We start from the raw sequence: 25,145 nt of genomic DNA, 5'->3' as shown, positions 1-25,145 counted from the left end.
AGATGGGCGGGGCGCGGTGCCGACGACGTCACCGCGCCCCGTTCATGAGCACCGGATAGGTCTCGTTGGTCAGCCAGCGGGGCAGCAGGTTCAAGTAGTACGGGCTGCCGAGGGTCTCGCTCGTCCCGCCCGGCAGCGACGAGACGGCGGTGATGCCCGTCCGCGTCGGCTGGGCCACCGCCCGGCGCACCGGACCGCCGCCGAAGGTGAACTCGGTGGCCGAGTCGGCTCGGACGTTGTGGCTGGCCGCGTCGACAGTGCCGAAGCCGCCGTCGACCGGGACGCCCGGCAGGTCCGGCAGCGGGGCGGGGAACGCGCCGCCGGCCGGCGGGATCGACCAGGGCGCGCCGAGCGGCGACCCGAAGGTCACCCGGTGCAGCCGGCCCCACCGGTAGTCGTCCTGCCGGGTCGAACCACCGAAGGCGGCCGCGAACGAGGGGCCGGCCAGCAGGTCCAGCGCGTCGGCCAGGCTGCGCAGCAGGAGCACGTCCCGCCGGTCGGCGGCGTCGGCCACGCCGGGCACGGCGTAGAAGTCGATGCCGGACGCGCCCACGCCGTGCCGGGTCGGGAATCGTTCGAGCAGCATCCGCAGCGCCTTGAGGGCCTCCGGGCCGCCCGGCTCCGGCAGGCCGTGCGGGGCCAGGCGGGCGTCGATCACGTTCCGGACGTACTGCCCGCGCCAGACCGCGTAGATGCTCGCCGCGACGCTGTGTGCCACCTCGGTGCGGCTCGGCGGCCGGCGGTGGCCCGCGACGTCGGCGGCGTCGTAGCCCTCCGGTATGCCGGTCGGGGTCGTGCAGTCCCACCGGGCCAGCCGGCCGACCGCCTCGACCACCCGCCGGTCCGCCGCGAGCGCGGCGAGCTCCGGCGAGTCGCTCCCCCGGGCCCGCGCCAGCGCCCGCACGAGGTGAGGCCGGAAGAACTCCGCGTCGAGCAGTGTCACGTCGGCCTGCTGGTCCTGGACGTCGCGCGCCGAGACCTTGCCGCCCCGGGCGAGCGCCGAGCGGACCAGCTCGGTGATCCGGCCAGCCCGGAACCCGTCGTAGCCGACGTTGAGGTAGTAGATGCCGCCCGACCGCCGCCGCTGGTTGAGCGGGTCGTTGTCCAATGTGGTGCCGGCGGGATCGTTGTTGGCGTTGACGAAGAAGCCCGCCGGCGGGTCGACCACATGCGGCATCTCGGCCGGCGGCAGGATGGCGTAGGGCACCGCCTGCCCCCGCAACGGCCGGGTCGCCGGCAGCCACTCGTTGCCGCCCGTGCCGTCGCGCAGGAAATAGGGTGGCCGGCCGCGCACGGCGCCCGCCTCCAGGTCCTCCCGAAGCGGCATCTCCGCGCTGGTGAAGTAGGCGATGTGGCCGGCCACGTCGGTGACCGCCCAGTTCTGCGAGCCCACGTCGAAGAAGTCCAGCGCCCGGCGGACGTCGTCGACGCCGCGGGCGAGGTTGATCAGGCGCGAGGCCTCCAGCTCGCGGGTCGCGGAGAAGCCGGTGTACTGCACCGAGAGGGCGGTGCCGGCCGCCCGGTCCAGCGAGACGATCGGGCCGTTGTTGCGCCGGGGCACGATCAGGGTGGCGGCCGGGACGTCGCCGCCGGGCGGCACGGTGACCAGCGTGTCGGTGGCGTCGGCGGAGCGGGCGTTGACGCGGAACGTCTCCGGGATCGCCACGACGGGCTCGGGCCGGCCCTGGTAGACAGTGGACAGCCCGCTCGGTGACGCCGGATCCGGCACGAGACGCTCGACGTAGGTGTCGGTGACGTCCATCGGGTTCGTGGTGGCGCCCCAGGCGACGCGGCGGTTCTGGCCGAGGATCACGTAGGGCGCGCCCGCGAAGCTCTCCCCCTGCACGTCGATGCCGCCGCCCTTCAGCGCGACGGGATAGAACGTCGCCGGGGCGGTGAGGCTGAGATGCGGGTCGTTGGCCAGGATGGGCCGGCCGGTGGTCGTGTGCCGGCCGGCGATCGCCCACTCGTTGGAGCCGAGGGTGAAGGTGCGGTCGACGGCATCGGCGAGCAGCGGCGTGCGCTGCGCCCGGGCCTGGTAGTCGCGGGCCAGCCGGCGGGCGGCGTCGCTCAGGCCCGGCTCGGCGCGGGCGGCCCGCCGCGTGGCGTCCGGGACCGTCGAGGCCGCGCTGAAGGGCTGTGAGCGGAACAGGTCGTCCCGGAACAGCGCGGCGCCGTCGAACCCGGATTCCACGCCCGCCCGGGCGTACGCGTCGGCGGCCAGCGTGAGCTCGATGTCGAGGTCGAACGAGAGGTTGAAGGCGATCGCCTTGCCGATGACGAGGCTGTCGACCGGTGTCCATGGGGCGAACCGGGTGATCCGCACGGCCGCGTACTGCGCCGGCAGCGGGTGGCCGGCGACCCAGGCGTTGACGCCGGCGGCGTACGCCTCCAGGCCCTTGCGCATCTCCGCGCTGTGCGCCGGCAGGCCGCGCTCGGCCGCCCGCCGGAGCCCGATCGTGCGGGCCTCGACGTCGCCGGGCAGCGCCGGCTGGCCGAGGAGCTCGGCCAGGGTCCCGGAGGCCTGCCGGCGGCTGACGTCCATCTGGAACAGCCGGTCCGCGGCGTGCTGCCAGCCCTGGAGGAACAGCAGGTCGCGCTCGCTGCGGGCGGTGATGTGGGCGACCCCGTAGGCGTCGCGCCACACGGTCCCGGGTTTCCCCCCGCCCGCGGCGGCGCCGGGCGGCGGCCAGCCGAGCACCATGGCGAGGGCGAGCAGACCGATCAGGCGACGGCGCATCACGGGCCTCCGTCCAGCATGGATGGCTGGTCCCCGCACCTTAGCCATCGTTCGATCGACGGGCAACAGCGCGCGTTACGGTGGAACGGTGACCGGCTGGTTCATGCTCGGCGCGCCCTGGGACAGCTCGGCCTCGGCCCGCGGCGAGGAGCGCGCGCCCGCGGCGCTGCGGGCGGCCGGCCTGCGCGCCGAGGTCGACCTGGGCGACGCGGCCACGCGCATCGCGCACGCCGATCGGGACCTGGCGACCGGTGTGCGGGCCCTGCCTGGGACGATCGCCGCGGCGCGCGCCCTGGCCGACGCGCTCGCGGCCGGCCGCCGGAGCCACCCCGACCTGTGGCCGCTGGTCCTGGGCGGCGACTGCAGCCTGCTGCTCGGGGTCTTCGCCCACCTTCGCCCGACGGTCGGCGAGGTCGGGTTGTGGCTCGTCGACGGCCACCCGGACTTCTTCGACGCGGCGGCCTCGGACACCGGCGAGACCGCCGACCTCGAGCTGGCGGTGCTGACCGGCGACGGACCGCCCGCGCTGACGGGCCTGGGCGGCCGGGCGCCGATGGTCGCGGCGCGGCACGCGGCCCTGCTCGGCCACCGCACCGCCGACCTCGACCCCGATTCGGCGGCCGAGCTCGCCCGGGTGCCCGCCGACCTGTTCACCATCGACGCGCCCGCGGTCATCGACGACCCCGGCGCGGCCGGCCGTCGCGCGGCCGGCTGGGCCGACGGCCTCGGCATCCCGATGTGGCTCCACGTGGACGTCGACGTGCTCGACCCGACCGCCATGCCGGCGGTGACCTATCCCCAGCCGGGCGGGCCGGACCTCGGCCAGCTCGCCGCCGTCCTGGCCCCGCTCGCCGCGTCGCCGCGCCTGCTGGGCGTGAGCCTCGCCGACTACCGGCCGGACCTCGACCCGCACGGCCGCCACGCCGCCGAGCTGGTCACGCTGCTCGACGGGGCACTCAGGCCTTAGCCCGGGCGACCAGGTCCGGGGTGCCGGCGCGGCCGGCGGCGCGGCGGGTGCGGTCGACCGGGACGACCATCGGGGTGCCGGTCGCCGGGTCCGGGATGACGAGGCAGGGCACGCCGAACACGTCGCCGACGAGGTCGGCGGTGAGGATCTCCGTTGGTGGGCCCTGGGCGACGATCGCGCCGGCGCGCATGACGACCAGGTCCGTCGCGTAGCGGCTCGCCTGGTTGAGGTCGTGCAGGACCGCGACGACCGTGCGGCCGCCCTCGTGCAGCTCGGCGCAGATGTCGAGCACGTCGATCTGGTGCGCGAGGTCCAGGAACGTCGTCGGCTCGTCGAGCAGCATGATGGAGGTCTGCTGGGCGAGCACCATGGCCAGCCAGACGCGCTGGCGCTGGCCGCCCGACAGCTCGTCGACGAACCGGTCCGCGAGGTCGGTCACCTGCGTCAGCCGCATGGCGTCGGCGACCGCGCGGGCGTCCTGCGCCGACCACTGCCGCAGCAGGCGCTGGTGGGCGAAGCGGCCGCGGGCCACCAGGTCCTCGACGACGATGCCGGGCGGGACCAGCGGCGACTGCGGCAGCAGGCCGAGGCGCCGGGCCACCTCGCGGGTGGGGTACGACGCGATCTCCGCGCCGTCGAGCACCACCGAGCCCGAGCGCGGCCGCAGCACCCGGGCCAGCGCCTTCAGCAGGGTCGACTTGCCGCACGCGTTCGGGCCGACGATCACGGTGAACGAGCCGTCCGGGACGTCCAGGTCGAGGGCGTCGACCACGGGCGACCCGTCGTACGCCAGGGTCAGGTCCCGGGCGCCCAGCCGTTGCTCCGACGTCATGTCAACTGCCTTCCTCGCCGCCATTCGCCGGCCAGCAACCAGGTCAGATAGAGCCCGCCGAGCGCGGCGGTGACCACGCCGACCGGCAGGTCGAGCGGGAGCACGCGCCGGCCGATCCAGTCGCTCGCCGTCATCAGGAACGCGCCCATCGCGGCGGCCGCGCCGATGCCGGCGCCCGGTGCCCGGGTCAGCCGGCTGGCCAGCTGCGGCGCGGCGAGGGCGACGAACGCGATCGGCCCGGCCACCGCGGTGGCCATCGCGGCCAGGGCGACGCTGATCACCGACAGCACGAGCCGCGACCGCTCGGCCCGGATGCCGTGCGCGAGCGCGGTCTCGTCGCCGAGGCTGAGCATGTCGAGCTCCCGCCCGTAGCGGACGAGCGGCGGCACCAGCACCGCCAGCGCGCCCGCGATCAGCGCCACCTCGGCCGTCGTGCTCGTGGTGACGCTGCCGATCAGCCAGCGCTGGGCCGCGATGGCCTCCTCGAGCCGGGACCGGACGATCAGCAGCGTGTCGAACGCGGCCAGCATCGTCGAGACGCCGATGCCCATCAGCACCAGCCGCACCGGCGCCGCGCCCCGCCGGAACGCCAGCAGGTAGATGACGCCGAACGTGACGAGGCAGCCGACCAGCGCGCCCGCCGCGACCGACAGCCCGCTTCCGCCGAGCAGCAGCATGACGACCAGCGCGCCGGTTGCCGCTCCGACGGTCAGGCCGATGAAGTCGGGGCTGCCCAGCGGATTGCGGGTCAGGCTCTGGAAGACGGCGCCGCTGATCCCGAGGGCGGCGCCGACCAGCATGGCCACCAGCACGCGGGGCAGCCGGAGCTCCCGGACCACGTAGGCGGTGCCGTCGCCGGCCGAGCCGAACAGCGACCGCAGCACCTCGCCGAACGGCACCGGGAAGTCCCCTGTGGACAGGTTGACGAGGGCCAGACCCAGCGCGGCCACCAGCAGCGCCAGCGTCACGGCGACGCTGCGCGGCCGCAGCCGGACCGACCACGGGCCGGCGCGCACCGTGAGCCGGGTCGGCGGGCCGCTCACAGCACACCCACCCGGCGCCGCCGGCACAGCGCGATGAACAGCGGGCCGCCCACGACCGCGGTGACGATGCCGACCTGCAGCTCGGACGGGGCCACGACCACCCGGCCCAGCACGTCGGCCAGCAGGAACACCCCAGGGCCGAGCAGCGTCGACATGGCCAGGACGGCCCGGTTGTCGACGCCGACGAGGAGCCGGGCGGCGAACGGGACGGCCAGGCCGAGGAAGGCGATGGGCCCGACCGCCGCCGTGGCGGCCCCGCACAGCAGGGTCACGACGAGCATGCCGGCGAGCCGGGTGCGCCCGGGCCGCGCGCCGACGGCCTTGGCCGCCTCCTCGCCCAGCGCCAGCGCGTTGAGGCTCCGGCCGAGCAGCAGCGCCGCGGCCACGCCGACGACCAGGAAGGGCAGCACCTGGACCAGCACGTCGTAGCCACGGTCGGTGAGCGAGCCGACGTCCCAGTGCCGGTAGCGGAGGAACGCGTCGGGGCGGGTCATCAGCACGGTCCAGATCAGCATCGACAACACCGCGTCGACCGCGACACCGGCCAGCACCAGGCGGTCCGGGGTCGGGACCCGCCCGGCTCCGCCGAGCACGAAGACCGCGACGGAGAGGAGGCCGGCGCCGGCGAAGGCGAACCAGACGTACGCGCCCAGCGAACCGGTCCCGACGAACGCGATCGCGACAACCACGCCGGTGGCGGCGCCCGTGTTGACGCCCAGCAGGCCCGGCTCGGCGAGCGGGTTGCGGGTCAGCGCCTGCATGACCGCGCCGGCCAGGCCGAGGGCCGCGCCGACGCCGACGGCCAGCAGGGTGCGGGGCAGGCGCACGTCGTGCACGATCACCGACTCCGGCGACCCATCGGGATGCCACAGCAGATGCCAGACCGTCGCCGGGTCGATCCACCGCGTGCCCACCGCGACGCTCAGCACGACGGCCACGCCGAGCAGCGCGAACGCGGCCGCGATGCCCACGGTGGACCGCCGGCGCGGTGCCGGCCGCCGCGACGGGGCGGTCTCCGGTGGCGCCGGGGAGACCGCTGTTAGCAATCCCGCCTCCCTCGTAGACAGTTAGGGGAGGCTAACCTAAACTCCCGGTCACGTAAAGCGCTGCTCCTTCGGAAGGAAACCCATGCGTCTGGGTCGTCATATCGCGGCCGTGGCCAGCGTCCTGCTGCTCGCGTCCGGCTTGTCCGCCTGCGGCACCGAGGACCCGCAACCCGCCTCATCGGCCGGCGCCGGCGACGCCGCGGCGTTCCCGGCGGTCATCGAGCACAAGTACGGCACGACCACGGTCCCGGCGGAGCCCAAGCGGATCGTCGTGGTCGGGCTCGTGGAGCAGGACGCGTTGCTCGCGCTGGGCGTCACCCCGGTCGCGACGACCGAGTGGTGGGGCGAGCAGCCGGGCGCCATCTGGCCGTGGGCGAAGGACGAGCTGGGCGGCAACCCGGTGCCACAGGTGCTCAAGCCCACGGACGGCATCGAGATCGAGAAGGTGCTGGCGCTCAACCCGGACCTGGTGCTCGGCGTCTACTCCGGGATGACCAAGGAGGAGTACGACAAACTGTCCGCCCGCGTGCCCACGATCGCCGAGGCGAAGGGCGTCATCGACTTCGGCGCGAGCTGGCAGGAGCTGACCCGGATCGTCGGCGCCGCCGTCGGGAAGAAGGCGGAGGCGGAGAAGGTCATCTCGGACGTCGAGGCCCGGTTCGCCGCGGCCCGGCAGGCCAACCCGGCGTTCGCCGGCAAGGTCGGCGCGGTCGTCACCTACTACCAGGGCATCTACGTCTACGGCTCGCAGGACGCCCGCGGGCGGTTCCTCAAGGACCTCGGCTTCGCGCTGCCCACCGGCCTCGACGCGCTGACCGGCACCGAGTTCGGCGTGACGCTGAGCCCCGAGAAGACCAACCTGGTCGACACCGACGTGCTGCTCTGGCTGATCGACAGCTACGACAAGGACAAGGCCACGATCCACGCCAACCCGTTGTACGCCGCCCTCGGCGTCAAGAAGGACGGGCGCGACGTCTTCCTCGAGAACAACGAGGACCTCGGCGCCGCGCTGTCCTTCATCACCCCGCTGAGCCTGCCGTACCTGCTGGACAACCTCGTGCCGCAGATGGCCGCGGCGATCGACGGGGACCCCGCCACCGAGGTACGGCGAGCGGAGGCCTGACCGATGGCCGGCTTCAAGATGCGCAAGCCCGTCGACCCGCACGTGCTGATGGTCGAGGTGGTCGGCACCAAGCAGGTAAGCCCGCATCTGGTGCGGGTCACCCTGGGCGGCGCGGGGCTGGACCTGTTCACCCCGCTCGGCTTCGACCAGTGGATGCGGCTCTTCCTCCCCCGGACCGGCCAGGAGACGTTGCGGCTGCCGACCCGTTCGTCGGGCCTGTGGTACGCGCAGTACCTGGCCACGCCGCGGGCCAAGCGGCCGCACGTGCGCTGTTACACCGTGCGGGCGTTCCGGGGCGACCTGCGGGAGCTGGATGTCGACTTCGTCGTCCACGCCGAGGCGGACGGCACCAGCGGCCCGGCCGCCACGTTCGCCACGACCGCCGCGCCCGGCGACCGCATCGGCCTGCTCGACCAGGGTGTCGGCTACCACCCCCGCCACGCGCACGACTGGACGCTGCTGGTCGCCGACGAGACCGGCCTGCCGGCCGTGGCGGGCATCTGCGAGTCGTTGCCGGCGGACGCGCGCGGACTGGCCATTGTGGAGATTCCGAGCGACGCCGACCGCCAGCGGTTCCGGGTGCCGGACGGCCTGCGGGTCGAGTGGGTCGCACGGGACGGCGCTACGGGCACACCGGGCGAGCTGGCGCTGGCCGCGCTGCGTGCGGCCGAACTGCCCGACGGCACGGTCTATGCCTATCTGGTCGGCGAGTCCGGGTTGGCGACGGGCGCGCGCCGGCACCTGGTTGCCGAGCGGGCCGTTCCGAAGGCCCACGTCGACTTCATCGGCTACTGGAGGCACGGCCACGCCGCGATGTGACAGTAAGTGACAGGCCTCACCGGCAAATCGGTGCGAGGTATCGGCCCTGGACCGGCGCGCTGCGAGGGATATTACGGCTTTTCGCGGCGGCCGGTTCAGGTTGGCCCGCTACGCTTCGTGTTCCGCCCGCCGATCCCCCTGGAGTGGTTCACCATCAGTACGGAAGCGGCACCCCACGTCATCGAGCTCGGCGCCATCCGTCCCGCACTGGTTCGCGCCGCACGCCTGTTCGCCGAAACGGTGCTCGTACCCACGGGCCTGCTCTATCTCCTGTTGCACACGGCGGGGCTGCTCCCCGCGTTGCTCGCGGTGATCGGCTGGTCCGCGGCCACGGTGACGATCCGTTGGCTCACCGGGCGGCACCTGCCGGGCACCCTGCTCGTCTGCGCCGGCGCCATGGTCGCCCGGGCCAGCGTGGCGCTCGCGCTGTCCAGCGCGCTGGTGTACTTCGTCCAGCCGGTGATCGCCTCGCTGTTCATGGCGGCGCTGTTCCTCGGCAGCGCGCTGCTCGGCCGGCCGATCACCAGACGGTTGGCCCGCGACTTCGTGGCCCTGCCCGGCCACCTCAGCGAGCACCGGGGCCTGCACAAGGTGTTCGTGCAGACGGCGGCCCTGTGGGGCCTCGGCCGGCTGATCGACGCCGGCATGAGCCTCGGCTTCCTGCACCTGGGCCTGGACGCGGCCGTGCTCTCCCGCGGCGTGTTCAGCGGCATCCTCACCGCGGTGATGGTGGGCGTGTGCGCCCTGTGGGGCATCCGGGCCTTGCGCCGCATGCCCGACGTGACCTTCCGGATCGGGCTGCCCCGGCCGGCCGCGGCCGTGGCGGCCGCCCCCGCCTAGCGGCCCGCCGCCGCCAGGAGCGCGTCGATCAGCGCCGCCGTCGCCCGCGACGGCGGCCGATCGGCCGGTGTGGCCAGGGCGATCGGCAGGTCCAGGTCGGCCCCGGCCACGTCGACGACCGCGACGTGCTCCCCGTCGCCCACGCAGGAGCGCGGCAGGAACGCCACTCCGAGGCCGTTGCGGACGAGCGCGAGCGCGCCCTCCGGATCCGCCGCCTCGAACGGGACGTCCCGGCTCAGACCGCCCGCCGCGAACGCGCGGTCGATCATCTCCCGGTTGCCCCACCCGCGCGGAAAGTCGACGAACGTCTCGTTCTTGAGGTCCGCCAGCGTCACCGCGCGCTCGGCCGCCAGCGGGTGCCGGCGGGCGCAGACGAAGGACCAGCGGATGGACCCGAGACGGTGCAGCCGCACGCCGGGCGGCCGGTCGACGATGCCGACCATCGCCAGGTCGAGGTCGCCGCCCGTGAGGTCGACCAGGTGACCCGCGGAACCCGTCACGACACCGCGCAGCCGGATGTTGACCCCCGGATGGGTCGCGTGGAAGCGGCCCAGAACCGCCGCCAGGTCGATCAGCAGCGGACCTTCGGCGCCCGGGCGAGTCCCGATCGGTGTCAGCGTGCCCATCCGGATCGTGCCGCGCAGGCCCTCGCGTACCTGGGCGACGATGTCCTTCGCCCGGAACGCCGAGCCCAGCACGGCCTTGGCCTCGGGCAGCAGCGCCTCGCCGGCGTCGCTGAGGGCGATCGGGTTCGCCGCCCGCTGGAAGAGCGAGGCGCCCAGTTCCCGCTCCAGCTTCCGGATCGTCGCGGAAACCGCCGACTGGGCGACGTGCACCCGTTGCGCGCCCTTCGTGAAGCTGCCCTCCTCGGCGACCGCGACGAAGTACTCGAGCTGGCGCAGTTCCATCACCCCACTATCGCCGATCGCGATGGGCCTCAGCGCGCAGTTGTGTGGGCGACGACCAGGATCGCGACGACGATTGCGCCACGACAGTCAGCGAACGGGGGTTGCGGAATGACCGACATCATCGAGCGGAGCGATCTGACGGAGTTGGCCGCGGCGGTGGCGGGACCGGTGGCGGCGCCCGGCGACGAGGCCTACACCGCGGAGACCGCCACCTGGAACCTCGCACAGCACCAGGATCCGGCCGTCGCGGTCGGCGCGACGTCCGTGGCGGACGTGCGAGCGGCCGTCCGGTTCGCCGCCGCGCACGGTCTGCCGGTCGCGGTGGTCGCCACGGGACACGGGGCGTTCCTGCCCACGGACGGCGCGGTGCTGGTCAACATGCGGCGGATGAACGACGTCCGGGTGGACGCGGACGCGCGCACCGCGACCGTCGGCGGAGGCGTCGAGGCGCAACGGGTCGTGGCGGCCGCCGCCGAGGTGGGCCTGGCCCCGCTGGCCGGTTCGTCGCCCAACGTCGGGTTCGTGGGCTACACGCTCGGCGGCGGGCTCAGCCCGACGCTGAGCCGCAGCTACGGCTACTCGGCCGACACGGTGCGGTCGGTCGAGATCGTCACCGCCGACGGCGAGGTGCGCCAGGTGGACGCGGAGCACGAGCCGGACCTGTTCTGGGCCGTCCGCGGCGGCAAGAGCAACTTCGGCGTCGTCACCGCGCTGACCGTCGACCTCGAACGGATCGACCGGCTCTACGGCGGCGGGCTCTACTTCGCGGCCGAGCACACCCGGGCGGTGGTCGACGCGTTCCGCCGGCTGACCGAGGTGGCGCCGCCGGAGCTGAGCACGTCGTTGGCCTTTCTGCGGCTCCCGTCGCTCCCCTTCGTCCCGGAACCCTTGCGCGACCGGTTCAGCGTCAACGTGCGGCTGGCCTTCCTCGGCGCCGCGGAGGACGGCGAGCGGCTGTTCGCCGACCTGCGCGCGACGGCGCCGCCCATTGTGGACACGGTCACCGAGATGCCCTACACGTCGACCGCGATCATCCATGCGGACCCGGTCGACCCGCTCCCGGCGTACGAGAGCAGCGGTCTGCTCCGCGAGTTCCCGGCCGAGGCCGGCGAGGCGCTGATCCACGCGGCCGGCCCGGACGTCGACCTGCCCGCGCTGGTGGTCGAGGTGCGCCAGCTCGGCGGCGCCCTCACGCGCGAGCCGCCGGTCCCCAACGCGGTCGGCCACCGGGACGCGGCGTTCCAGTTCCTCACCGGCGCCAGCGGCCCTCCCGGCCACACCGAGGAGCTGCGGGCTCCCGTGACCGCCGTGCTCGCCGCGCTGGGTCCGTGGACGACCGGCAGCGCGCTGCTCAACTTCATCGGCGCGTTCGACGGGAAGGCGGAGGCGCTCCACCGGGCGTACACGCCGGAGACGCTGGCCCGGCTGTCGACGGTCAAGCGGGCCTACGACCCCGACAACCTGTTCCGGGTCAACGTCAATGTTCCGCCGGCTCCCTAGCCGGCACGCCGCGCGGACACGGCGCCGCGGCGAGCGGTTGCCGCTCAGGCCGCAGGTTGAGGGCGAGCACGGCGGTGGCCGCGATCCCACCGGCGATGGCGAAGACGGCGGTACGCAGGCCGGCCGCCGTCTCCACTCGCAGCGAGTCGCCGGTCAGCCCCTCGGTGCCGGCGGCGGCGACGAGCACGAGCAGCGCGAGGCCGACGGCGGCGCCGATCGAGGTGCTGGTCGACGCGATCCCGGAGGCGACGCCCTGCTCCCGGTCGGGCACCCCGGTGCCGGCGGCGATGAAGATCATGGTGAACGTGATGCCGTCGCCGGCGCTGAGCAGGACCAGGCCGGGGATCAGCGTCGGATAGGCGGCGTCCGGTGACATGGCCAGCCCGAGCGCGACGGCGCCGATCGCGCCCACGGCGAGCGCGACGACCAGCGTGGGCCGCAGGCCCCACCGCGTCGCCACGCGGCCCGCGAACGTCGAGCCGGCCACGACGACGGCGGTGGGCAGCAGGAAGGCGACACCGGTGGCGAGCGCGTCGTAGCCGCGTACGTCCTGGAAGTAAAGGGTCAGGAAGTAAAGGACCGAGCCGAACGTCGCCCAGAACATGAAGGCCATCGCGGCGGCCGTGGCGAGGTTGCGGTTGGCCAGCAGGTGCGGCGGCACGAGCGGGTCCCGGCCGCGGCGCTCGATCACGGCGAAAGCGGTCAGGGCCAGGACCGCGCCCACCGCGCTGCCGACGACGCCCGGCGAGACCCAGCCGAGGTTCGGGCCCTGCACGAGAGCGAATACGAGCAGGGTGATGCCGACCGCGGCGGTCAGCGCGCCGGGCAGGTCGAACCGGCGGCCGGCCTCCCGACCACGGTCGGCCGGAATGAGCACAAAGGACAGCACCAGCGCGACCGCGGCGAGCGGCACGTTGACGAAGAACACGGACTCCCAGCCGAGCGCCTGGGTGAGAATGCCACCGAGCAGCACGCCCACCACGAGGCCGGCCGCGCCGGTGCCGCCCCAGATGGCGACCGCCCGGTTGCGCTCCGGGCCCTCGGCGAACGTGGTGTTGATCAGCGCGAGCGTGGCCGGGAAGACGAGCGCGCCGCCGAGCCCCTGCACCGCCCGGGCCACCAGCAGCACCTCGGGCGACGACGCGAGGCCGCCGACGAGCGAGCCGACGCCGTAGAGCGTCAGACCCGCGACCAGCACCCGCCGGCGGCCGAGCAGGTCGGAGGCCCGGCCGCCGAGGAGCAGGAAACCGGCCGAGGTCACGGCGTACGCGCTGATCACCGCTTGCAGGGTCTGCGCCGAGTAGCCGAGCCCGCGCCCAATCTCCGGCAGCGCGACCACGACGATGTACTGGTCCAACGAGACGATCAGCATCGCGAACGCGAGCAACGCTAGGATCGCCCGCCGGCGATCGGTGGTCGTCGGCATGCTGCCACCATAGGGTCGACGGGGAGGTCAGCGTGGGAAGCCAGGAAGAGGCGTTGCCGGGCGGGTTCGTCACGACGGTGGTGCGGGTCGGTGAGACGGTGCGGCGGCAGCCCCCGCGCGGCGCGGAGTTCGTCCACCGGCTGCTCGACCACCTCGCCGCGCACGACTGGCCCGGCGCGCCGCGGTTCCTCGGCTTCGACGCCGATGGGCGCGAGATGCTGTCCTACGTCGACGGTCAGGTCCCCTGGGATCGCCCGCCCGAGCCGACCGACGCCGCCCTGGCCGCGGTCGCGCGGTTGGTGCGCGAGTTCCACGACCTGACCGCCGGCACCGCGCTCGCCGGCGACGCCGAGGTCGTCTGCCACAACGACCTGTCGCCGAAGAACACGGTCTACCGGCCGGGCCCGATCGCGTTCATCGACTGGGACCTCGCCGCGCCGGGCGCCCGCGTCCATGACGTCGCCCACGTGTGCTGGCAGTTCACCGCGCTCGGGCCGGGCGCCGACGTGGCCGAGGCGGGCCGTCGCGTGCGGGTCGTCTGCGATTCCTACGGGCTGGCGGATCGGACCGACGTGATCGACACCGTGCTGTGGTGGCAGGACCGGTGCTGGCGTGGGATCGAGGAGCAGGCGGCGGCCGGCGACCCGGCGATGGTCCGGCTCCGCGACGGCGGCCAGCTGAAGGGGGTGCGGGACGCGTACGAGTGGACAGCGACGCACCGGGCCGACCTGGAGCGTGCCGTCGGCTGACCGTGCGAAGGTGGAGGCATGACCGAGCAGCCTCCGGCGGCGATCAGCGCGTTGATCGACGCGACGAACGCGGGCGACACGGACGCCTTCGTCGCCGCCTTCACCGACGACGCCTACATCCGCGACGGAAGCCGCGAGTTCACCGGGCACGACGGGGTCCGCAGCTGGGACAGCACCGACAACATCGGCGTCGGCATGCACTTCGACCTGCTCGGCTGGCGGTCGACCGGCGCCGACACCTGGGTGGTCACGATCCGGGCCACGAGCCGCCGCTTCAACGGCACCGGCGACCTGCACCTGACGGTGCGCGGCGACCGCATCGCCCGCCTCGAGACCTGATCAGGGCAGCGGCGCGTACCACTGCGCGCCGGTGAGGCGGACGCGGGTCGACTGCTTGCGGTTCCAGTCGACGCGCATCCCGTGCTCGCGCAGCACCGGGAAAACGACGTCGTCGAGGAGGCGCTCGACGTCGGCCTGGTAGCGCGCCTCCTGCTCCGCCTCCGGCAGGGCCGAGTAGGCCGCCTCGTCGAAGTCCTCGGCCGGGTAGGCGCCGTAGCCGAGATAGACGGCGCCGTCGTCGCTCGCCAGGAGTGACTCGGTGTCCTGCTGGTGGTACCAGAGATAGCCCTGCCAGTGCCGCGTGTCGTCGCGCTCGTCGTGGATCTCGCCGGCCGCGCAGGTGCCGCAGCAGCTGAAGTTCTCCCGCGCCACCACGCCGCGCGCGTTGAGCGCGGTGAACGCGCGGGTGAGGTTGCTGGACACGGCGCCCCAGGCCCGCTGCTGCTTCCGCCGGGCACGCAGCGCCTGCTCGTACGCCTGGCTCAGCTCCCCGTCGGTGGCGCCGTGCCGCTCCTCGTCGTCGTCGAAGAAGTCGACGAACTCGGCGGGGTCGGCCTCGCCGCGCACGATCCAGTCCCAGATCTCGGTCTCGATCTCGGTGCGTCCCGGCTCCGCGATGCGGTCGGTCAGGAAACGCACGTCGGCCGGGCGGTCGTTGTAGATCCATCGCGTCACGCGGGCGATCTTACTCAGCGCACGGCGATAGCGCGGCATCTATGAAGGTCTCTTTCAATGTCCGGCGCGAGTTGGTTAAATACTTTCGCCCGTGCGCTTCCCCTCGTCCCCCGGAGGGCACAGCCCAATGAGGATCTTCCATCGATTGTCGGCCGCCGCCGTCGTGGTCGGCCTGGTCCTGCTCGGTCCCGCCGATCCCGCGTCCGCCGCGACCACGACGGTCGACAACGCCACCGCCGGGCGGTTCACCGCCAGCACCGGCTGGGGCACGTCGGCCTGGTCCGCGCAGCGCTACGGCGCGGACTACCGGTTCGCCACCCCCAACACCACCGCCAGCGACGCCGCCTGGTTCAAGGCGTCGATCGCCGCGGCCGGCGCCCACCTCGTCGAGGTGTGGTACCCGGCCGACGCCGGCTACAACAGCGCCACCCCGTTCATGGTCGCCACCACCGGCGGCACCCGCAGCATCGTCGTCGACCAGCGCGCCAACGGCGGGCGATGGGTCAGCCTCGGCACCTTCACGCTGGCCGCCGGCGACTACAACGTGGTCGGTGTCAGCCGGTGGACGAGCCAACCCGGCTACGTGGTCGCCGACGCGGTCCGCATCACCTCGTCGACCGGCTCCCCCTCGTTCTCGCTGCCGCTGCCGCGGAGCGCGCTGCCGCGCAGCGAGTACGACGACCCGCACCACGACTACCCCGCGATCGACCTGCCGGTCGGCACCGGCACCCCGGCGTACGCGGTCCGTTCCGGCACCGTGGTGGTCATCGACGACAGCTCCTGCGGGCGCGGCATCAACCTGACCGGCAGCGACGGCGCCATCTACACGTACTGTCACTTCTCGTCCTGGTCGGTGTCCAACGGCGCGTCCGTCGCGGTCGGGCAGCAGATCGGGCTGACCGGCAACACCGGCAACTCGACCGGCCCGCACCTGCACTTCGGCATCCGCACCGGCAGCACCCGGCGCTGCCCGCAAAACTTCCTGCTGGCGGTCTACGACGGCGCGACGCCGCCGGCCGCGAGCAGCCTGCCGACGACGGGCTGCTTCTACGTCAGCCGCTCGACGACGCCCGTGGTTCCGCTGGGTTAGCTCCCGGCCACGCCCCGGCTCACCGGCGCCTCCGGGCGGCGGGGGGCCGGGGCCGCGGCGGCGGCCAGCGCGACGGCCAGCAGCGCCGCGCCGCAGCCCACGACGAAGAACAGCGAGAAGGTCGGCTGGCCGAGCCACTCCCACATCGGATGCCAGGACGGGTGCGGCTCGGCGAAGTGGTGCCACAGCATCGTCGGCGCGGCGAGCACCGCCGGCACCCACCAGAGGAACAGGGCCACGCCGGTCAGCAGCTTGACCAGTCCCCCGACCGGGTGGCCGCCCTCAGTGCGCCGGCTGGCCCAACCGAACAGGAAGAAGGCGACCACCGCGCCGGCCAGGCCGCCGGCCAGCGCGGCCGGGCGGACCGCGATCGGGGCCGCCCGCTGGAACGTGGCCCACAGGGCGCCGGGGTTGCCGGTGTACGTCGGGTTGACGTCCACTGTGAACACCGTGTCGCCACGGCGGGCGGTGACCGTGGTGCCGACGGGTATCGCCGTCGGGTCGCAGGGTGGGCCGACGCACCCGTACATGTCGTGGGTCAGGTCCGGATAGGTCGTCCAGCCGTGCGCCCGCAGGTTGGTGTGGATCCGGGCCACCATCTCCGCCGGCGAGGTGCCCGCCGGGAGCGGCGTGGCGCCGCCGACCCCGGCCTGGGCGTATTCGCCGCCGTCGCCGAGCAGCATGTCGTCGGCGGCCTCCCAGCCCAGCGGCTGGCCGTAGATGACGAACAGCGCCGGCGCGTCCGTGACGTCGGTGAACTCCTGGCCGGGCACGATCTCGGCGAGCATGGCCCGCGCCTCCGCGGGCCGCGGCAGCGGACGGGCGGTCTCCCACGCGGCGCGGCTCGCGAACGCGGCCGCGAACACGCCGCTGATGACGGCGGTGAGGATGGCCCAGGCGACGACGCTGCGACTCGCCGGGCGGCCGAGCCGCGCCCGCAACCCGTGCCGAAGCAGGTCGACGGTCTCCCGCGGCGTCGGCCGCGTGCGGTCGGATGGGGCCGCCTCCAGCAGGGCGCCCAGCAACTCGTCGCCACGGGCCCGGCGGTAGGCGCGCGGATAGGCGATCAGCAGGCGCCGGTAGCGGCGGGCGAGCGGGTCGGCCATCACACGGTGCCCGGGCGGACGGTGCGCAGCCGGGCCTCGGCCGCCGCGGTCAACTGGCGCAGCCGGGCGGTCTCGGTGGTGAGGGCGCCCAGCCCGGCGGCGGTCAGCCGGTAGTAGCGCCGCAGCCGCCCGGCCACCTCCTCCTCGCGGTCGGGTTCGACCAGCCCCTCCGCGGTCAGCCGGTCGAGCGCCGTGTAGAGGGTGCCGGTCAGCAGGTTGGTGCGCCCGCCGGACAGCGCCCGCACCTCCCGCACGATGCCGTAACCGTGCCGCGCCTCGTCGGCCAGCGCGGTGAGGATGAGAAACGTCGGTTCCCGCATAACCGCCACGGCACGCAGGATAGATAGATGATCAATCTATCGTCAACCGTCGGGCGGCGGATCCGTCCACGAGCGACACCGGGATCGCGGCCGAGCGCCGGGCGAGGTAGTCTCGCGTCTCTCGATCGACCGTGAGGTGATGGTGTGGGGGGCATCGACCCGGGCGGCCTCGGGCGCGCGCTCGAAGACGCGATCCGGATGCTGGGGCAGGCGACGGAGTCCGCCGCGGCGGCACCCGGCGATCCACCGGCCGCCACCGCGCTGGTGGGGCGCGGCACCAGCCACACTGGACTGGTCGAGGCCGAGGTCGCGGCGCTGGGCCGGCTGGAGTCGCTGGTCATCGATCCCGGTCTGCTGCGGGCCGGCGCCGCCGCGATCGCGGAGCAGGTGGTCGAGGCCGTCCGCGCCGCCCAGGACGACGAGCAGGCCCGCCGGGCCGAGACGCTCGGCGCCGCGGGCGACCCGGCGGCGCTGACCCGCCAGCTCGAGCGCGTGTCCGAGGAGGCCTACCGCGGCTTCGACCGCATGATCGGCGACCTCGACGCGATCACCCGGCGGATGGATCGGCGGTAGCGCGTTGTCCGACGGCATCCGGGTCGACATCACCACCCTGCGCGCCGCGGCGACCGCGCTGGGCGCGACCGGGCAGCAGCTCGCCACGGAGGTCAGCGCCCTGGCGAACACCGTCGACGGGTCGGGCAACCCCTGGGGCACCGACGAGGCCGGCTCCCTCTTCGGCGCCGCCTACGTCGAGGTGCTGACCCACGCGCTCGACGTCTACCAGTCGATGGCCGACCAACTGCTGGAGGCCGCCGAGAACCTCGACCACGGCGCCGGCGCGTACGAGGCGGTCGAAGAGTCCAACCGCCAGCTGTTCGACAGGATGGAGCTGCCCGGTGGGTTTGCAGCTGCCCGCTGAGCTGGCGGAGGCGCTCGGCTGGGTCGGCTTCACCTGGCCGACCGCTGACGAGGAACTGCTGTTCGCGGCGTCGCAGTCGTGGCTCGCCTTCGCCGGGCGGCTGCGCGCGACGGCCGCCGAGGCCGACACCGGCGCGGCGCAGGTGTTCGGCGCCAACAGCGGCGACGACGTGCGGGCCTTCGAGCGGTCGTGGCGGGGCGAGGAGGGCGCGCCCCGCCGCATCGCCGACGGGGCCGAGGCCGCCGAACTGATCGGCATGGCGCTGCTGGTGATGGCGATCATCACACTGGCGCAGAAGATCCTGGTGATCGTCCAGCTGACCATCCTGGTGATCCAGGTGGCGATCGCGGTGGCCGCCGCCGCGCCCACCCTTGGCGCCTCGCTCGCGCAGATCCCCGTGTCGATCGGGCTCGCGCGGATGGCGATCCAGCGGATCGTCAAGGAGGTCGTGGAGAAGGTCGCCAAGGAGATCATCCCGCGGCTGCTCAAGCGGGCCAGGACACTGCTGCGCAGGTTCACGCGCAAGGGTCGGGGTCCCGGCGGCGGCCGCAAGCCCGGCATCCCGGGCCGCCACACCACGCCGCGTTACCACAACACGAAGTCCATGTTGGACAAATACAGGAACGAGCACCTGCCGGGCGGGTTCTTCCCGACGCCCGTGCGGCGACTCACCCCGGAGCAGCTCGAGGAGCACCGGGTCTTCTTCGACGGCAACGGGATCCTGCGCAGCGCGAAGGACGGGCGACCCTACGACACGTCCGCGTCGAGCACGGTCTTCAGCGGCAACGGTCAAGCGATCTTCGTGATGGACCGCAACGGCAACATCTACGCGTCGACCTACCAGAAGGTCGGCGACTTCCACCACTCGACGCTCGGCAACGGCCAGCCGGTCGCGGCCGCCGGTGAGCTCGTCGTCAAGGACGGTAGGGTTCAGCTCGCGACCGCGCGCAGCGGGCACTACCAGCCCGAGCCGGGCCACATGGCCAACCTCGACGCCGAGTTCAAGCGCAACGGCCTCGGCGACGTCCCGATCCAGAGCTGGGACGGCAGCCGAATCTTCTAGCGGGAGACACCATGAGCGACAACTGGAAGGGTCACGTCAACGGGATCCTCTACGGGATCCAGTTCGACCGCACCCTCGACGACGCGGTCGTCGGCCGGGTGGCCGACGGCGTCCTCGGCGGGCTCTACCCGGGCGACCGGGCGGAGACCCTGGCCGCGCTGACCGAGGCGTTGCGCTACCAGGGGCCGCTGAACGACCAGGTGGAGGCCCCGCACACCGAGGAGAGCATCCGCGACTTCCTGGGCCGGCTCTCGACGGCCCTCGCCGCCCGCACGTCCTAGCGCGCCGCTTCGAGGAGCGGTGGGCGCACGGTCGCGTGCGGGATGATGCCGCGGTCGGCCAGCGCGACCTTGGCCATGACAGCGCCCTGCGCGGTGCCCAGCATGGTGTCGACGAGTGGGAGCAACGAAGCGTTGACCGCGCGGGCGGTGTCGAGGTCGCCGGCGCGGACGGCCTCGATCAGCGCGGCGGTGCGGTCGGCGGCGACGTTGCCCACGACGCTGACCAGACCGGTCGCGCCGCAGGCGAGGTAGGGCAGGTTGAGCTCGTCGATGCCGCAGTAGTAGGCCAGCGACGACGCGGCCATCACCGACATCGCCTCGCGCAGGTCGCCCTTGGCGTCCTTGACCGCCCGGATCCGCGGATGCCCGGCCAGCTCGACCAGCGTGGCCTCCGTCATCGCGACGCCCGTGCGGGCCGGCACGTCATAGAGCATCACGGGCAACGTGGTGGCGTCGGCGACCGTCCGACAGTGGGCCACCACCCCGGCCTGGGTCGGCCGCGAGTAGTAGGGGCAGACGAGCAGCAGCGCGTCGGCGCCGGCGGCCGCGGCCGCGCGGGCCCGCCGGACGCTGGCGGCGGTGTCATAGGTGCCGACGCCGGCGATCACCCGGGCCCGGCCGGCGACCCGCTTGGCGACGGTGGCGACGAGCTCGACCGCCTCGGCCTCGGTCAGCGTCGGCGACTCCCCAGTGGTGCCGCCGACGACGAGGCCGTCGCAGCCGGTGGAGAGCAGGTGGTCGACGAGCGCGGCGAGTCCCGGCTCGCTGATCGCACCGCCGGGACGCATCGGGGTCACCATGGCCACGAGGTTGGCGCCGAAGAGCGGAGTCATGGACCGATCCTCGGCGCGGTCGACTCGTCGGGTCCAGCGATGCTTTCTTGAGGATATTGCGTAGCCTGACTTCATGATCGACGTCAGTGCGCTGCAGGCGCTGCGGTCGGTGGCCGCGCTCGGGACGCTGGCCCGGGCGGCCGACGACCTCGGCTTCACCGCCTCGGCGGTCTCCCAGCAGATCAAGCGGCTCGAACGGCAGGTGGGCGTGCCGGTGCTCGCGCCCGCCGGTCGCGGTGTCGTCCTCACCCCGGCCGGGCAGGCGATCGTCGACTCGGCGCCGGACGTGTTCGAGTCACTCGAGCGCTGCGCGGAGGCCGCCCGTTCCGTCGCGTCCGGCACGCCGCGCGGCACGCTGCGCGTGGTCGCCTTCTCCACCGCCATCCGCGGGCTGCTCTCCCCTGCTCTGGCCCGGCTCGCCACCGACTGCCCGGAACTGCGGGTGCGGATAGCCGAGCACGACCCCGACGAGGCGCTGCGCCGCGTCGACGCCGGCGCGGCCGACCTGGCGCTGGTGCACGACGCCGACGGCCTGCCCGTGCCGCTGCCTCCGACCATGACGCGGCGCCACCTGCACACCGACGTCGGCGACGTGGTCCTGCCCCGCACGCACCCGCTGGCCGGCCTCGACCGCCCGCTCACCGCCGCCGACCTCGCCGGCCAGGCCTGGGTGACCAGCCCGCCCGGCACGGTCTGCCACCAGTGGTTCCGGCGGCTGCTGCCCGACGAGCCCGACGTGCGGCACCTCGTCGACGACTTCGCCACCCAGCTCTCGTTGGTGGCGACGGGCGGCGTGCTCGCGCTCATCCCGCGCCTCGCCCGCCCGCCGCTCGGCGCGCACCTGGTCGCCCGGCCGCTGCGCCGGCCACCGACGCGGGAGGTGCACGCGGCGTGGCGGCGCAGCGCCGATGCCAGCCCGGCGATCCAGGCGCTGCTCGCCGCCCTCGACGGTCAGGAGGCGTACGCCTCGAACTCGTAGATGCGGGCCGCCCGGTCGGAGTTGCTCGTCGGCGTGAGCACGTTGAGCCGGAGGTGGCGCGCCGCGATCGGGGTGAACGTCGTCGTGGTGACGTTGGCGGTGTTGCCCCGGACCTGGGCGACGGTGGACCAGGTGACACCGTCGACGCTGGCCTGGATGTCGAAGTCGCGGGTGTTGAAGGCGGTGCTCTCCCCGCCGGCGCCGGCGTGCCGGATGACGACGCGGCCGACGGAGGTGCTCGACCGCAGGTCGACGCGCCACCACTTGGTCGCGCCGACCGAGCACCACTTGTCGGCGTTGCCGCCGCCGGTGGAGCCGTTGACCGCCTTCTCCGGCCCTTCGGTCGGCGCGCACTGGCTGTCGGCGGTGGCCGGCTTGCGCAGGGCCAGGTTCGTCGCCGGCGGGCTGCTTCCGGTCAGCGCGAAGTCGTCGATGTCGAAGAGGCCGCCGCCGCTGCCCGTGAAAGCCAGGTGGAGCGGGCCGGAGCCGGCGGACAGCACGGTGGAGACGTCGACGTAGCTCCCGTAGCCGCCGGTGTTGGGGACGCTGACCGAGCCCAACAGCGGACCGGTGGCCGAGCCGGCGCGCACCTGAATTGTGCCGCCCGGCCCGCCCGACGCCACGCGGGCGGTGAAACCCGTGCGGCCGGTGACGGAGACGCCGGAGAAGCCGATCCAGTCGCCGTTGTCGATGTAGCCGACCCGGTTGCCGCCGTGCGCCGCCGGGTCGGCGACGATCTGCACGCCCGACTGGCTGGTGAACGACTCCGCCTCGACCCGGCCGGGCGTGGGCGGCGCGCTCGCCCATGGCACCTGCGGTGACCGGTAGAAGTTGATGCCCTGCGCGGTCCATCGTGGACCCTGCGCGCCGAGCCGGACCCGGAACGTGTCCCAGTTGCGGGCCGACTGCGGCGACCAGGCGATCTCGGCGAGCGCCGGCAGCCGCGGGAAGGCCATGAACTCGATGTCGGCCAGTCGCGTGAGGGTCTCGCTCCACATCGGCGCCTCGACGCCGAGGATCGCGCCGGCCGGCACGCCCGGGACGAGCGTCGCGGGATCCCAGTTGTACGCGGTCTGCACCTCGATCAGCCCCGCCCAGCTCAGCCCCAGCGGCGTCTCCGGCGTGTACTTCATGTCCAGGTAGGCCTTGTTGGCCGGCGACATGACCACCTTGTCGCCCTTGCTCACCGCGGCGGCGAGGTCCGCGTCGGCGGTCGTCGTGCCCCAGAACTGGGCGACGCGGCCCGGGGTGTGGTCGGCCTGGCCGAGCTGGTGCCAGCCCATGACGGTCTTGCCGGCCGCGCCGACGAACGGCTGGATCCGGTTCATGAACGTGCGGTAGTCGGCATCCGACGTGCTGTGCGCCTCGTCGCCGCCGACGTGCACGTAGGGCCCGGGCGTGAGGGCGGCCAGCTCGGCGAGGACCTGGCGTACGAACGTGTAGGTGATCTCCTTGGGCACGCAGAGTGAGCTGAAGCCGACCTCGATGCCGGTGTAGAGCGGCGGCGCGACCCCGTCGCAGTTGAGCTCCGCGTAGGACGCGAGCGCCGCGTTGGTGTGTCCCGGCATGTCGATCTCGGGCACGATCGTGATGTGCCGCGCCGCGGCGTAGGCGACGAGGTCGGTGTACTGCGCCTTGGTGTAGTAGCCGCCCGGCCCGCCGCCGACCTGGGTGCTGCCGCCGTAGGTCGCCAGCCGCGGCCAGGCGTCGATGACGATCCGCCAGCCCTGGTCGTCGGAGAGGTGCAGGTGCAACACGTTCACCTTGTACTGGCTGATCTCGTCGACGTAGCGCTTCACCACGTCGGGCCCGAAGAAGTGCCGCGAGACGTCGAGCATCGCGCCCCGGTAGCCGTAGCGAGGTCGGTCGACGATCCGCCCGCCGGCCACCTCCCACGGTCCGGGTTGGACGGAGCGGGCCTCCACAGTGGGCGGAAGCAGCTGGCGGAGCGTCTGCACGCCGTAGAACAGGCCGGCGGCGGTCTGCGCCCGGATCGTGATCGCGGCCGCGGTGATGTCGAGCTGGTAGCCCTCGGCACCCACGCTCGGGTCGGCGCCGGTCAGCAGCAGCGCGATGCCGCCGCTCGGGGTGCCGCTGACGGTGGTCACCGGCAGGGCGTAGCCGGTGGAGGGCCGCAGGATCCCCGCGAGGTGGTCGCCGACGGCGGTCGCCCCGGCATGGGTCTGGATCGCGGCGTTCGGCGGCAGCGTGTAGGTGACGCCGGCGGCCGGCTGCACCGACGCGGGCACGGGCACCACGCTCTGCAGGCTCACCACTGCAGCGGCCCGGGCCGGCTCGGCGACACCGACCGCCACGAGCCCAGCGGCGGCGGCAGTAGCGAAAGCGACAGCGGCGATGGGCCGAGCCCGACGGGATTGACCAGCCACGACGTCCTCCAGCGAAACGGTAAAGTTTCCTGCGAGTTCGACGGAACGCTATGTCTGACCGTGCGTGGTGTCAAGAACACGGCGCTCGGGCTCACCGGGCGACGACCGCACGGATGGCCTCGACCAGTTCGCGGCCGGTGGGTGCGCGTTCCGGGTCCAGCAGGGTCTGGACCGTGAGGCCGGTGATCACCGCGAGCACCAGCGCCCCTACCCGCGGTCGATCCTCGGCGTCGCCGGGGCCCAGCACCAGGTCGGTGAAGCCGGCGCGGCCCGCGTCCATCGCGGCCGCGAGCCGGTCTTTGAGCTCCGGGCTCTGGTCGGTCTGGGTCATCACGTCCACGCTGGCGAACCACAGCCGCGGGTTGGCCGCGATCGAGGCGGCCACGCCGGACCACACCGCCTCGAGCCGCTCCAGCCGGTCCATGTCCGGGTCGACGCGGACGGCGCGTTCGACCTCGCTGCCCCAGTCGTTCATCGCCTCGACCATGGCGGCGTTGAGCAGGGCCTCCTTCGAGCCGAAGTGGTAGCCGATGGAGGCCAGGTTGGTCCCCGACGCCGCGACGATGTCGCGCGCCGTCGTGTTGGCGTAGCCGCGTTCGAGCAGGCATTGCTTCGCGCCCGCGAGGAGCTCTTCCCGATGACCCACGCCGGGAAGTCTACGCCAGGCACTAAACAAACGTCCTATACAACTGTACGGATACGGCGGCACTCCGGCTACTCGGGAGGAAGGGGCGCTCCGGTCGTGGAGCGCCCCCTCCGGAGCGTCTACTGAGGATCGACCCACTCGGTGAGCATCTCGTCGTTGGTGTGGATGCACGTCATCCGCAGCGGACCGTCCGACGAGGCCTTGAAGCCGTGCACCTCGTTCGGCGGCACGACGACGACCGAGCCACCGGACGCCTCGATCGTCTTGTCGCCGGCCAGGAACGTGCCCGAGCCCTCGTGCAGCACGAACACCTCCGCGTACGGGTGGGTGTGCGGCTCCGGTCCGTGGCCGTGCGGGCTGGCCTGGATGAAGAACGAGATCGGCACTCCCCCGTGGTCACGACCGAGGAAGGTCCGCGACGTCGCGTTCCCGGGCAGGTCCTCGTTGTGGATGTGCAGTGCCATACCGCCTCCCCTTTACGTCCAAACGGTTCGGTCACCGGCGCGGAACCGCC

At 73.5% G+C, this 25,145-nt stretch carries 26 protein-coding genes; 13 read left to right on the top strand and 13 right to left on the bottom strand.

The features are described from left to right. Positions 1 to 28: 28 nt before the first annotated feature. A complete protein-coding gene (locus tag O7635_RS26530; RefSeq protein ID WP_278083194.1) occupies positions 29 to 2,740 on the bottom strand; it encodes a penicillin acylase family protein in 2,712 nt (903 codons plus the stop codon). An 88-nt stretch (positions 2,741 to 2,828) separates the two neighbouring features. Between O7635_RS26530 and O7635_RS26525 the strand changes: the two genes are divergently transcribed. Then, positions 2,829 to 3,707, top strand: a complete 879-nt coding sequence (locus O7635_RS26525) for an arginase family protein (RefSeq protein ID WP_278083193.1) — start codon at positions 2,829 to 2,831, stop codon at positions 3,705 to 3,707. Here the strand turns inward: O7635_RS26525 and O7635_RS26520 are convergent. The 3 genes from O7635_RS26520 to O7635_RS26510 are packed head-to-tail and all read right to left on the bottom strand — an operon-like array spanning position 3,697 to position 6,553. Next, positions 3,697 to 4,539: an ABC transporter ATP-binding protein gene (locus O7635_RS26520; RefSeq protein WP_278083192.1), complete on the bottom strand. Its 843-nt coding sequence runs from the start codon at positions 4,537 to 4,539 to the stop codon at positions 3,697 to 3,699. The two genes, O7635_RS26525 and O7635_RS26520, sit on opposite strands and share 11 nt — an antisense overlap. Continuing rightward, the gene (locus O7635_RS26515) at positions 4,536 to 5,582 is read right to left on the bottom strand and encodes an iron chelate uptake ABC transporter family permease subunit (protein WP_278083191.1); all 1,047 of its coding nucleotides are present in this window, start codon (positions 5,580 to 5,582) and stop codon (positions 4,536 to 4,538) included. The genes O7635_RS26520 and O7635_RS26515 overlap by 4 nt, the downstream gene beginning before the upstream one ends. Further along, positions 5,579 to 6,553, bottom strand: coding sequence for an iron ABC transporter permease (locus O7635_RS26510; protein ID WP_278083190.1), 975 nt, complete (start codon positions 6,551 to 6,553; stop codon positions 5,579 to 5,581). Before O7635_RS26510 ends, O7635_RS26515 begins: the two co-directional genes overlap by 4 nt. A 157-nt stretch (positions 6,554 to 6,710) precedes the next feature. On the opposite strand from O7635_RS26510, the gene O7635_RS26505 reads away from it, so the two are divergent. The 3 genes from O7635_RS26505 to O7635_RS26495 all read left to right on the top strand — a co-directional run bounded on the left by O7635_RS26505 (position 6,711) and on the right by O7635_RS26495 (position 9,410). Further along, a complete protein-coding gene (locus tag O7635_RS26505) occupies positions 6,711 to 7,751 on the top strand; it encodes an iron-siderophore ABC transporter substrate-binding protein (RefSeq protein ID WP_278083189.1) in 1,041 nt (346 codons plus the stop codon). Between the two features lie 3 nt (positions 7,752 to 7,754). Further along, positions 7,755 to 8,570 (top strand): siderophore-interacting protein, encoded by an 816-nt coding sequence (locus O7635_RS26500; RefSeq protein ID WP_278083188.1) that lies wholly within the window; start codon positions 7,755 to 7,757, stop codon positions 8,568 to 8,570. Between the two features lie 117 nt (positions 8,571 to 8,687). Further along, entirely contained in the window at positions 8,688 to 9,410 is a 723-nt protein-coding gene (locus O7635_RS26495) for a hypothetical protein (RefSeq protein ID WP_278083187.1), read from the top strand. Here O7635_RS26495 and O7635_RS26490 read toward each other — a convergent pair. Next, positions 9,407 to 10,318 (bottom strand): LysR family transcriptional regulator, encoded by a 912-nt coding sequence (locus O7635_RS26490; protein WP_278083186.1) that lies wholly within the window; start codon positions 10,316 to 10,318, stop codon positions 9,407 to 9,409. The two genes, O7635_RS26495 and O7635_RS26490, sit on opposite strands and share 4 nt — an antisense overlap. Before the next feature lie 108 nt (positions 10,319 to 10,426). Between O7635_RS26490 and O7635_RS26485 the strand changes: the two genes are divergently transcribed. Then, the gene (locus O7635_RS26485) at positions 10,427 to 11,818 is read left to right on the top strand and encodes an FAD-binding oxidoreductase (protein WP_278083185.1); all 1,392 of its coding nucleotides are present in this window, start codon (positions 10,427 to 10,429) and stop codon (positions 11,816 to 11,818) included. On the opposite strand, the gene O7635_RS26480 is transcribed toward O7635_RS26485, so the two are convergent. Continuing rightward, a complete protein-coding gene (locus tag O7635_RS26480; RefSeq protein WP_278083184.1) occupies positions 11,796 to 13,244 on the bottom strand; it encodes an MFS transporter in 1,449 nt (482 codons plus the stop codon). The genes O7635_RS26485 and O7635_RS26480 overlap by 23 nt on opposite strands. A 32-nt stretch (positions 13,245 to 13,276) precedes the next feature. Here O7635_RS26480 and O7635_RS26475 point away from each other — a divergent pair, with 32 nt between their 5' ends. Then, on the top strand, positions 13,277 to 13,993 hold the full coding sequence (locus O7635_RS26475; protein ID WP_278083183.1) for a phosphotransferase: 717 nt from the start codon (positions 13,277 to 13,279) through the stop codon (positions 13,991 to 13,993). 18 nt (positions 13,994 to 14,011) lie between these two features. Further along, complete coding sequence (locus O7635_RS26470; RefSeq protein ID WP_278083182.1) at positions 14,012 to 14,332, top strand: nuclear transport factor 2 family protein; 321 nt, start codon at positions 14,012 to 14,014, stop codon at positions 14,330 to 14,332. Here O7635_RS26470 and O7635_RS26465 read toward each other — a convergent pair whose 3' ends face one another. Next, the gene (locus O7635_RS26465; RefSeq protein ID WP_278083181.1) at positions 14,333 to 15,007 is read right to left on the bottom strand and encodes a hypothetical protein; all 675 of its coding nucleotides are present in this window, start codon (positions 15,005 to 15,007) and stop codon (positions 14,333 to 14,335) included. It lies immediately after the preceding gene. Between the two features lie 127 nt (positions 15,008 to 15,134). On the opposite strand from O7635_RS26465, the gene O7635_RS26460 reads away from it, so the two are divergent. After that, the gene (locus O7635_RS26460; RefSeq protein WP_278083180.1) at positions 15,135 to 16,097 is read left to right on the top strand and encodes a peptidoglycan DD-metalloendopeptidase family protein; all 963 of its coding nucleotides are present in this window, start codon (positions 15,135 to 15,137) and stop codon (positions 16,095 to 16,097) included. Here the strand turns inward: O7635_RS26460 and O7635_RS26455 are convergent. Then, positions 16,094 to 17,203, bottom strand: coding sequence for a hypothetical protein (locus O7635_RS26455; protein ID WP_278083179.1), 1,110 nt, complete (start codon positions 17,201 to 17,203; stop codon positions 16,094 to 16,096). The genes O7635_RS26460 and O7635_RS26455 overlap by 4 nt on opposite strands. Next, positions 17,203 to 17,523, bottom strand: a complete 321-nt coding sequence (locus O7635_RS26450) for a helix-turn-helix transcriptional regulator (RefSeq protein ID WP_278085576.1) — start codon at positions 17,521 to 17,523, stop codon at positions 17,203 to 17,205. The genes O7635_RS26455 and O7635_RS26450 overlap by 1 nt, the downstream gene beginning before the upstream one ends. A 144-nt stretch (positions 17,524 to 17,667) precedes the next feature. On the opposite strand from O7635_RS26450, the gene O7635_RS26445 reads away from it, so the two are divergent. The 4 genes from O7635_RS26445 to O7635_RS26430 are packed head-to-tail and all read left to right on the top strand — an operon-like array spanning position 17,668 to position 19,786. Further along, positions 17,668 to 18,096, top strand: a complete 429-nt coding sequence (locus tag O7635_RS26445) for a YbaB/EbfC family nucleoid-associated protein (RefSeq protein WP_278083178.1) — start codon at positions 17,668 to 17,670, stop codon at positions 18,094 to 18,096. Between the two features lie 4 nt (positions 18,097 to 18,100). Next, the gene (locus tag O7635_RS26440; RefSeq protein ID WP_278083177.1) at positions 18,101 to 18,442 is read left to right on the top strand and encodes a WXG100 family type VII secretion target; all 342 of its coding nucleotides are present in this window, start codon (positions 18,101 to 18,103) and stop codon (positions 18,440 to 18,442) included. Beyond that, on the top strand, positions 18,420 to 19,505 hold the full coding sequence (locus tag O7635_RS26435) for a hypothetical protein (protein ID WP_278083176.1): 1,086 nt from the start codon (positions 18,420 to 18,422) through the stop codon (positions 19,503 to 19,505). Before O7635_RS26440 ends, O7635_RS26435 begins: the two co-directional genes overlap by 23 nt. A gap of 11 nt (positions 19,506 to 19,516) precedes the next feature. Continuing rightward, complete coding sequence (locus tag O7635_RS26430) at positions 19,517 to 19,786, top strand: hypothetical protein (protein WP_278083175.1); 270 nt, start codon at positions 19,517 to 19,519, stop codon at positions 19,784 to 19,786. Here the strand turns inward: O7635_RS26430 and dapA are convergent. After that, complete coding sequence (dapA, locus tag O7635_RS26425) at positions 19,783 to 20,619, bottom strand: 4-hydroxy-tetrahydrodipicolinate synthase (RefSeq protein ID WP_278083174.1); 837 nt, start codon at positions 20,617 to 20,619, stop codon at positions 19,783 to 19,785. The two genes, O7635_RS26430 and dapA, sit on opposite strands and share 4 nt — an antisense overlap. Before the next feature lie 73 nt (positions 20,620 to 20,692). Here dapA and O7635_RS26420 point away from each other — a divergent pair, with 73 nt between their 5' ends. Continuing rightward, complete coding sequence (locus O7635_RS26420; protein ID WP_278083173.1) at positions 20,693 to 21,598, top strand: LysR family transcriptional regulator; 906 nt, start codon at positions 20,693 to 20,695, stop codon at positions 21,596 to 21,598. Here the strand turns inward: O7635_RS26420 and O7635_RS26415 are convergent. The 3 genes from O7635_RS26415 to O7635_RS26405 form a co-directional block, all read right to left on the bottom strand. Then, positions 21,571 to 23,913: a family 20 glycosylhydrolase gene (locus O7635_RS26415; protein ID WP_278083172.1), complete on the bottom strand. Its 2,343-nt coding sequence runs from the start codon at positions 23,911 to 23,913 to the stop codon at positions 21,571 to 21,573. The genes O7635_RS26420 and O7635_RS26415 overlap by 28 nt on opposite strands. Before the next feature lie 163 nt (positions 23,914 to 24,076). Next, complete coding sequence (locus O7635_RS26410; RefSeq protein ID WP_278083171.1) at positions 24,077 to 24,631, bottom strand: TetR/AcrR family transcriptional regulator; 555 nt, start codon at positions 24,629 to 24,631, stop codon at positions 24,077 to 24,079. A 119-nt stretch (positions 24,632 to 24,750) separates the two neighbouring features. Beyond that, positions 24,751 to 25,095, bottom strand: coding sequence for an AraC family ligand binding domain-containing protein (locus O7635_RS26405; protein ID WP_278083170.1), 345 nt, complete (start codon positions 25,093 to 25,095; stop codon positions 24,751 to 24,753). Between the last annotated feature and the right edge of the window lie 50 nt (positions 25,096 to 25,145).

Source organism: Asanoa sp. WMMD1127, from assembly GCF_029626225.1.
Classification (GTDB): Bacteria; Actinomycetota; Actinomycetes; order Mycobacteriales; family Micromonosporaceae; genus Asanoa.
Note: the sequence above shows the minus strand (reverse complement) of the source record. Positions and strands in the feature narration are given on the sequence as shown.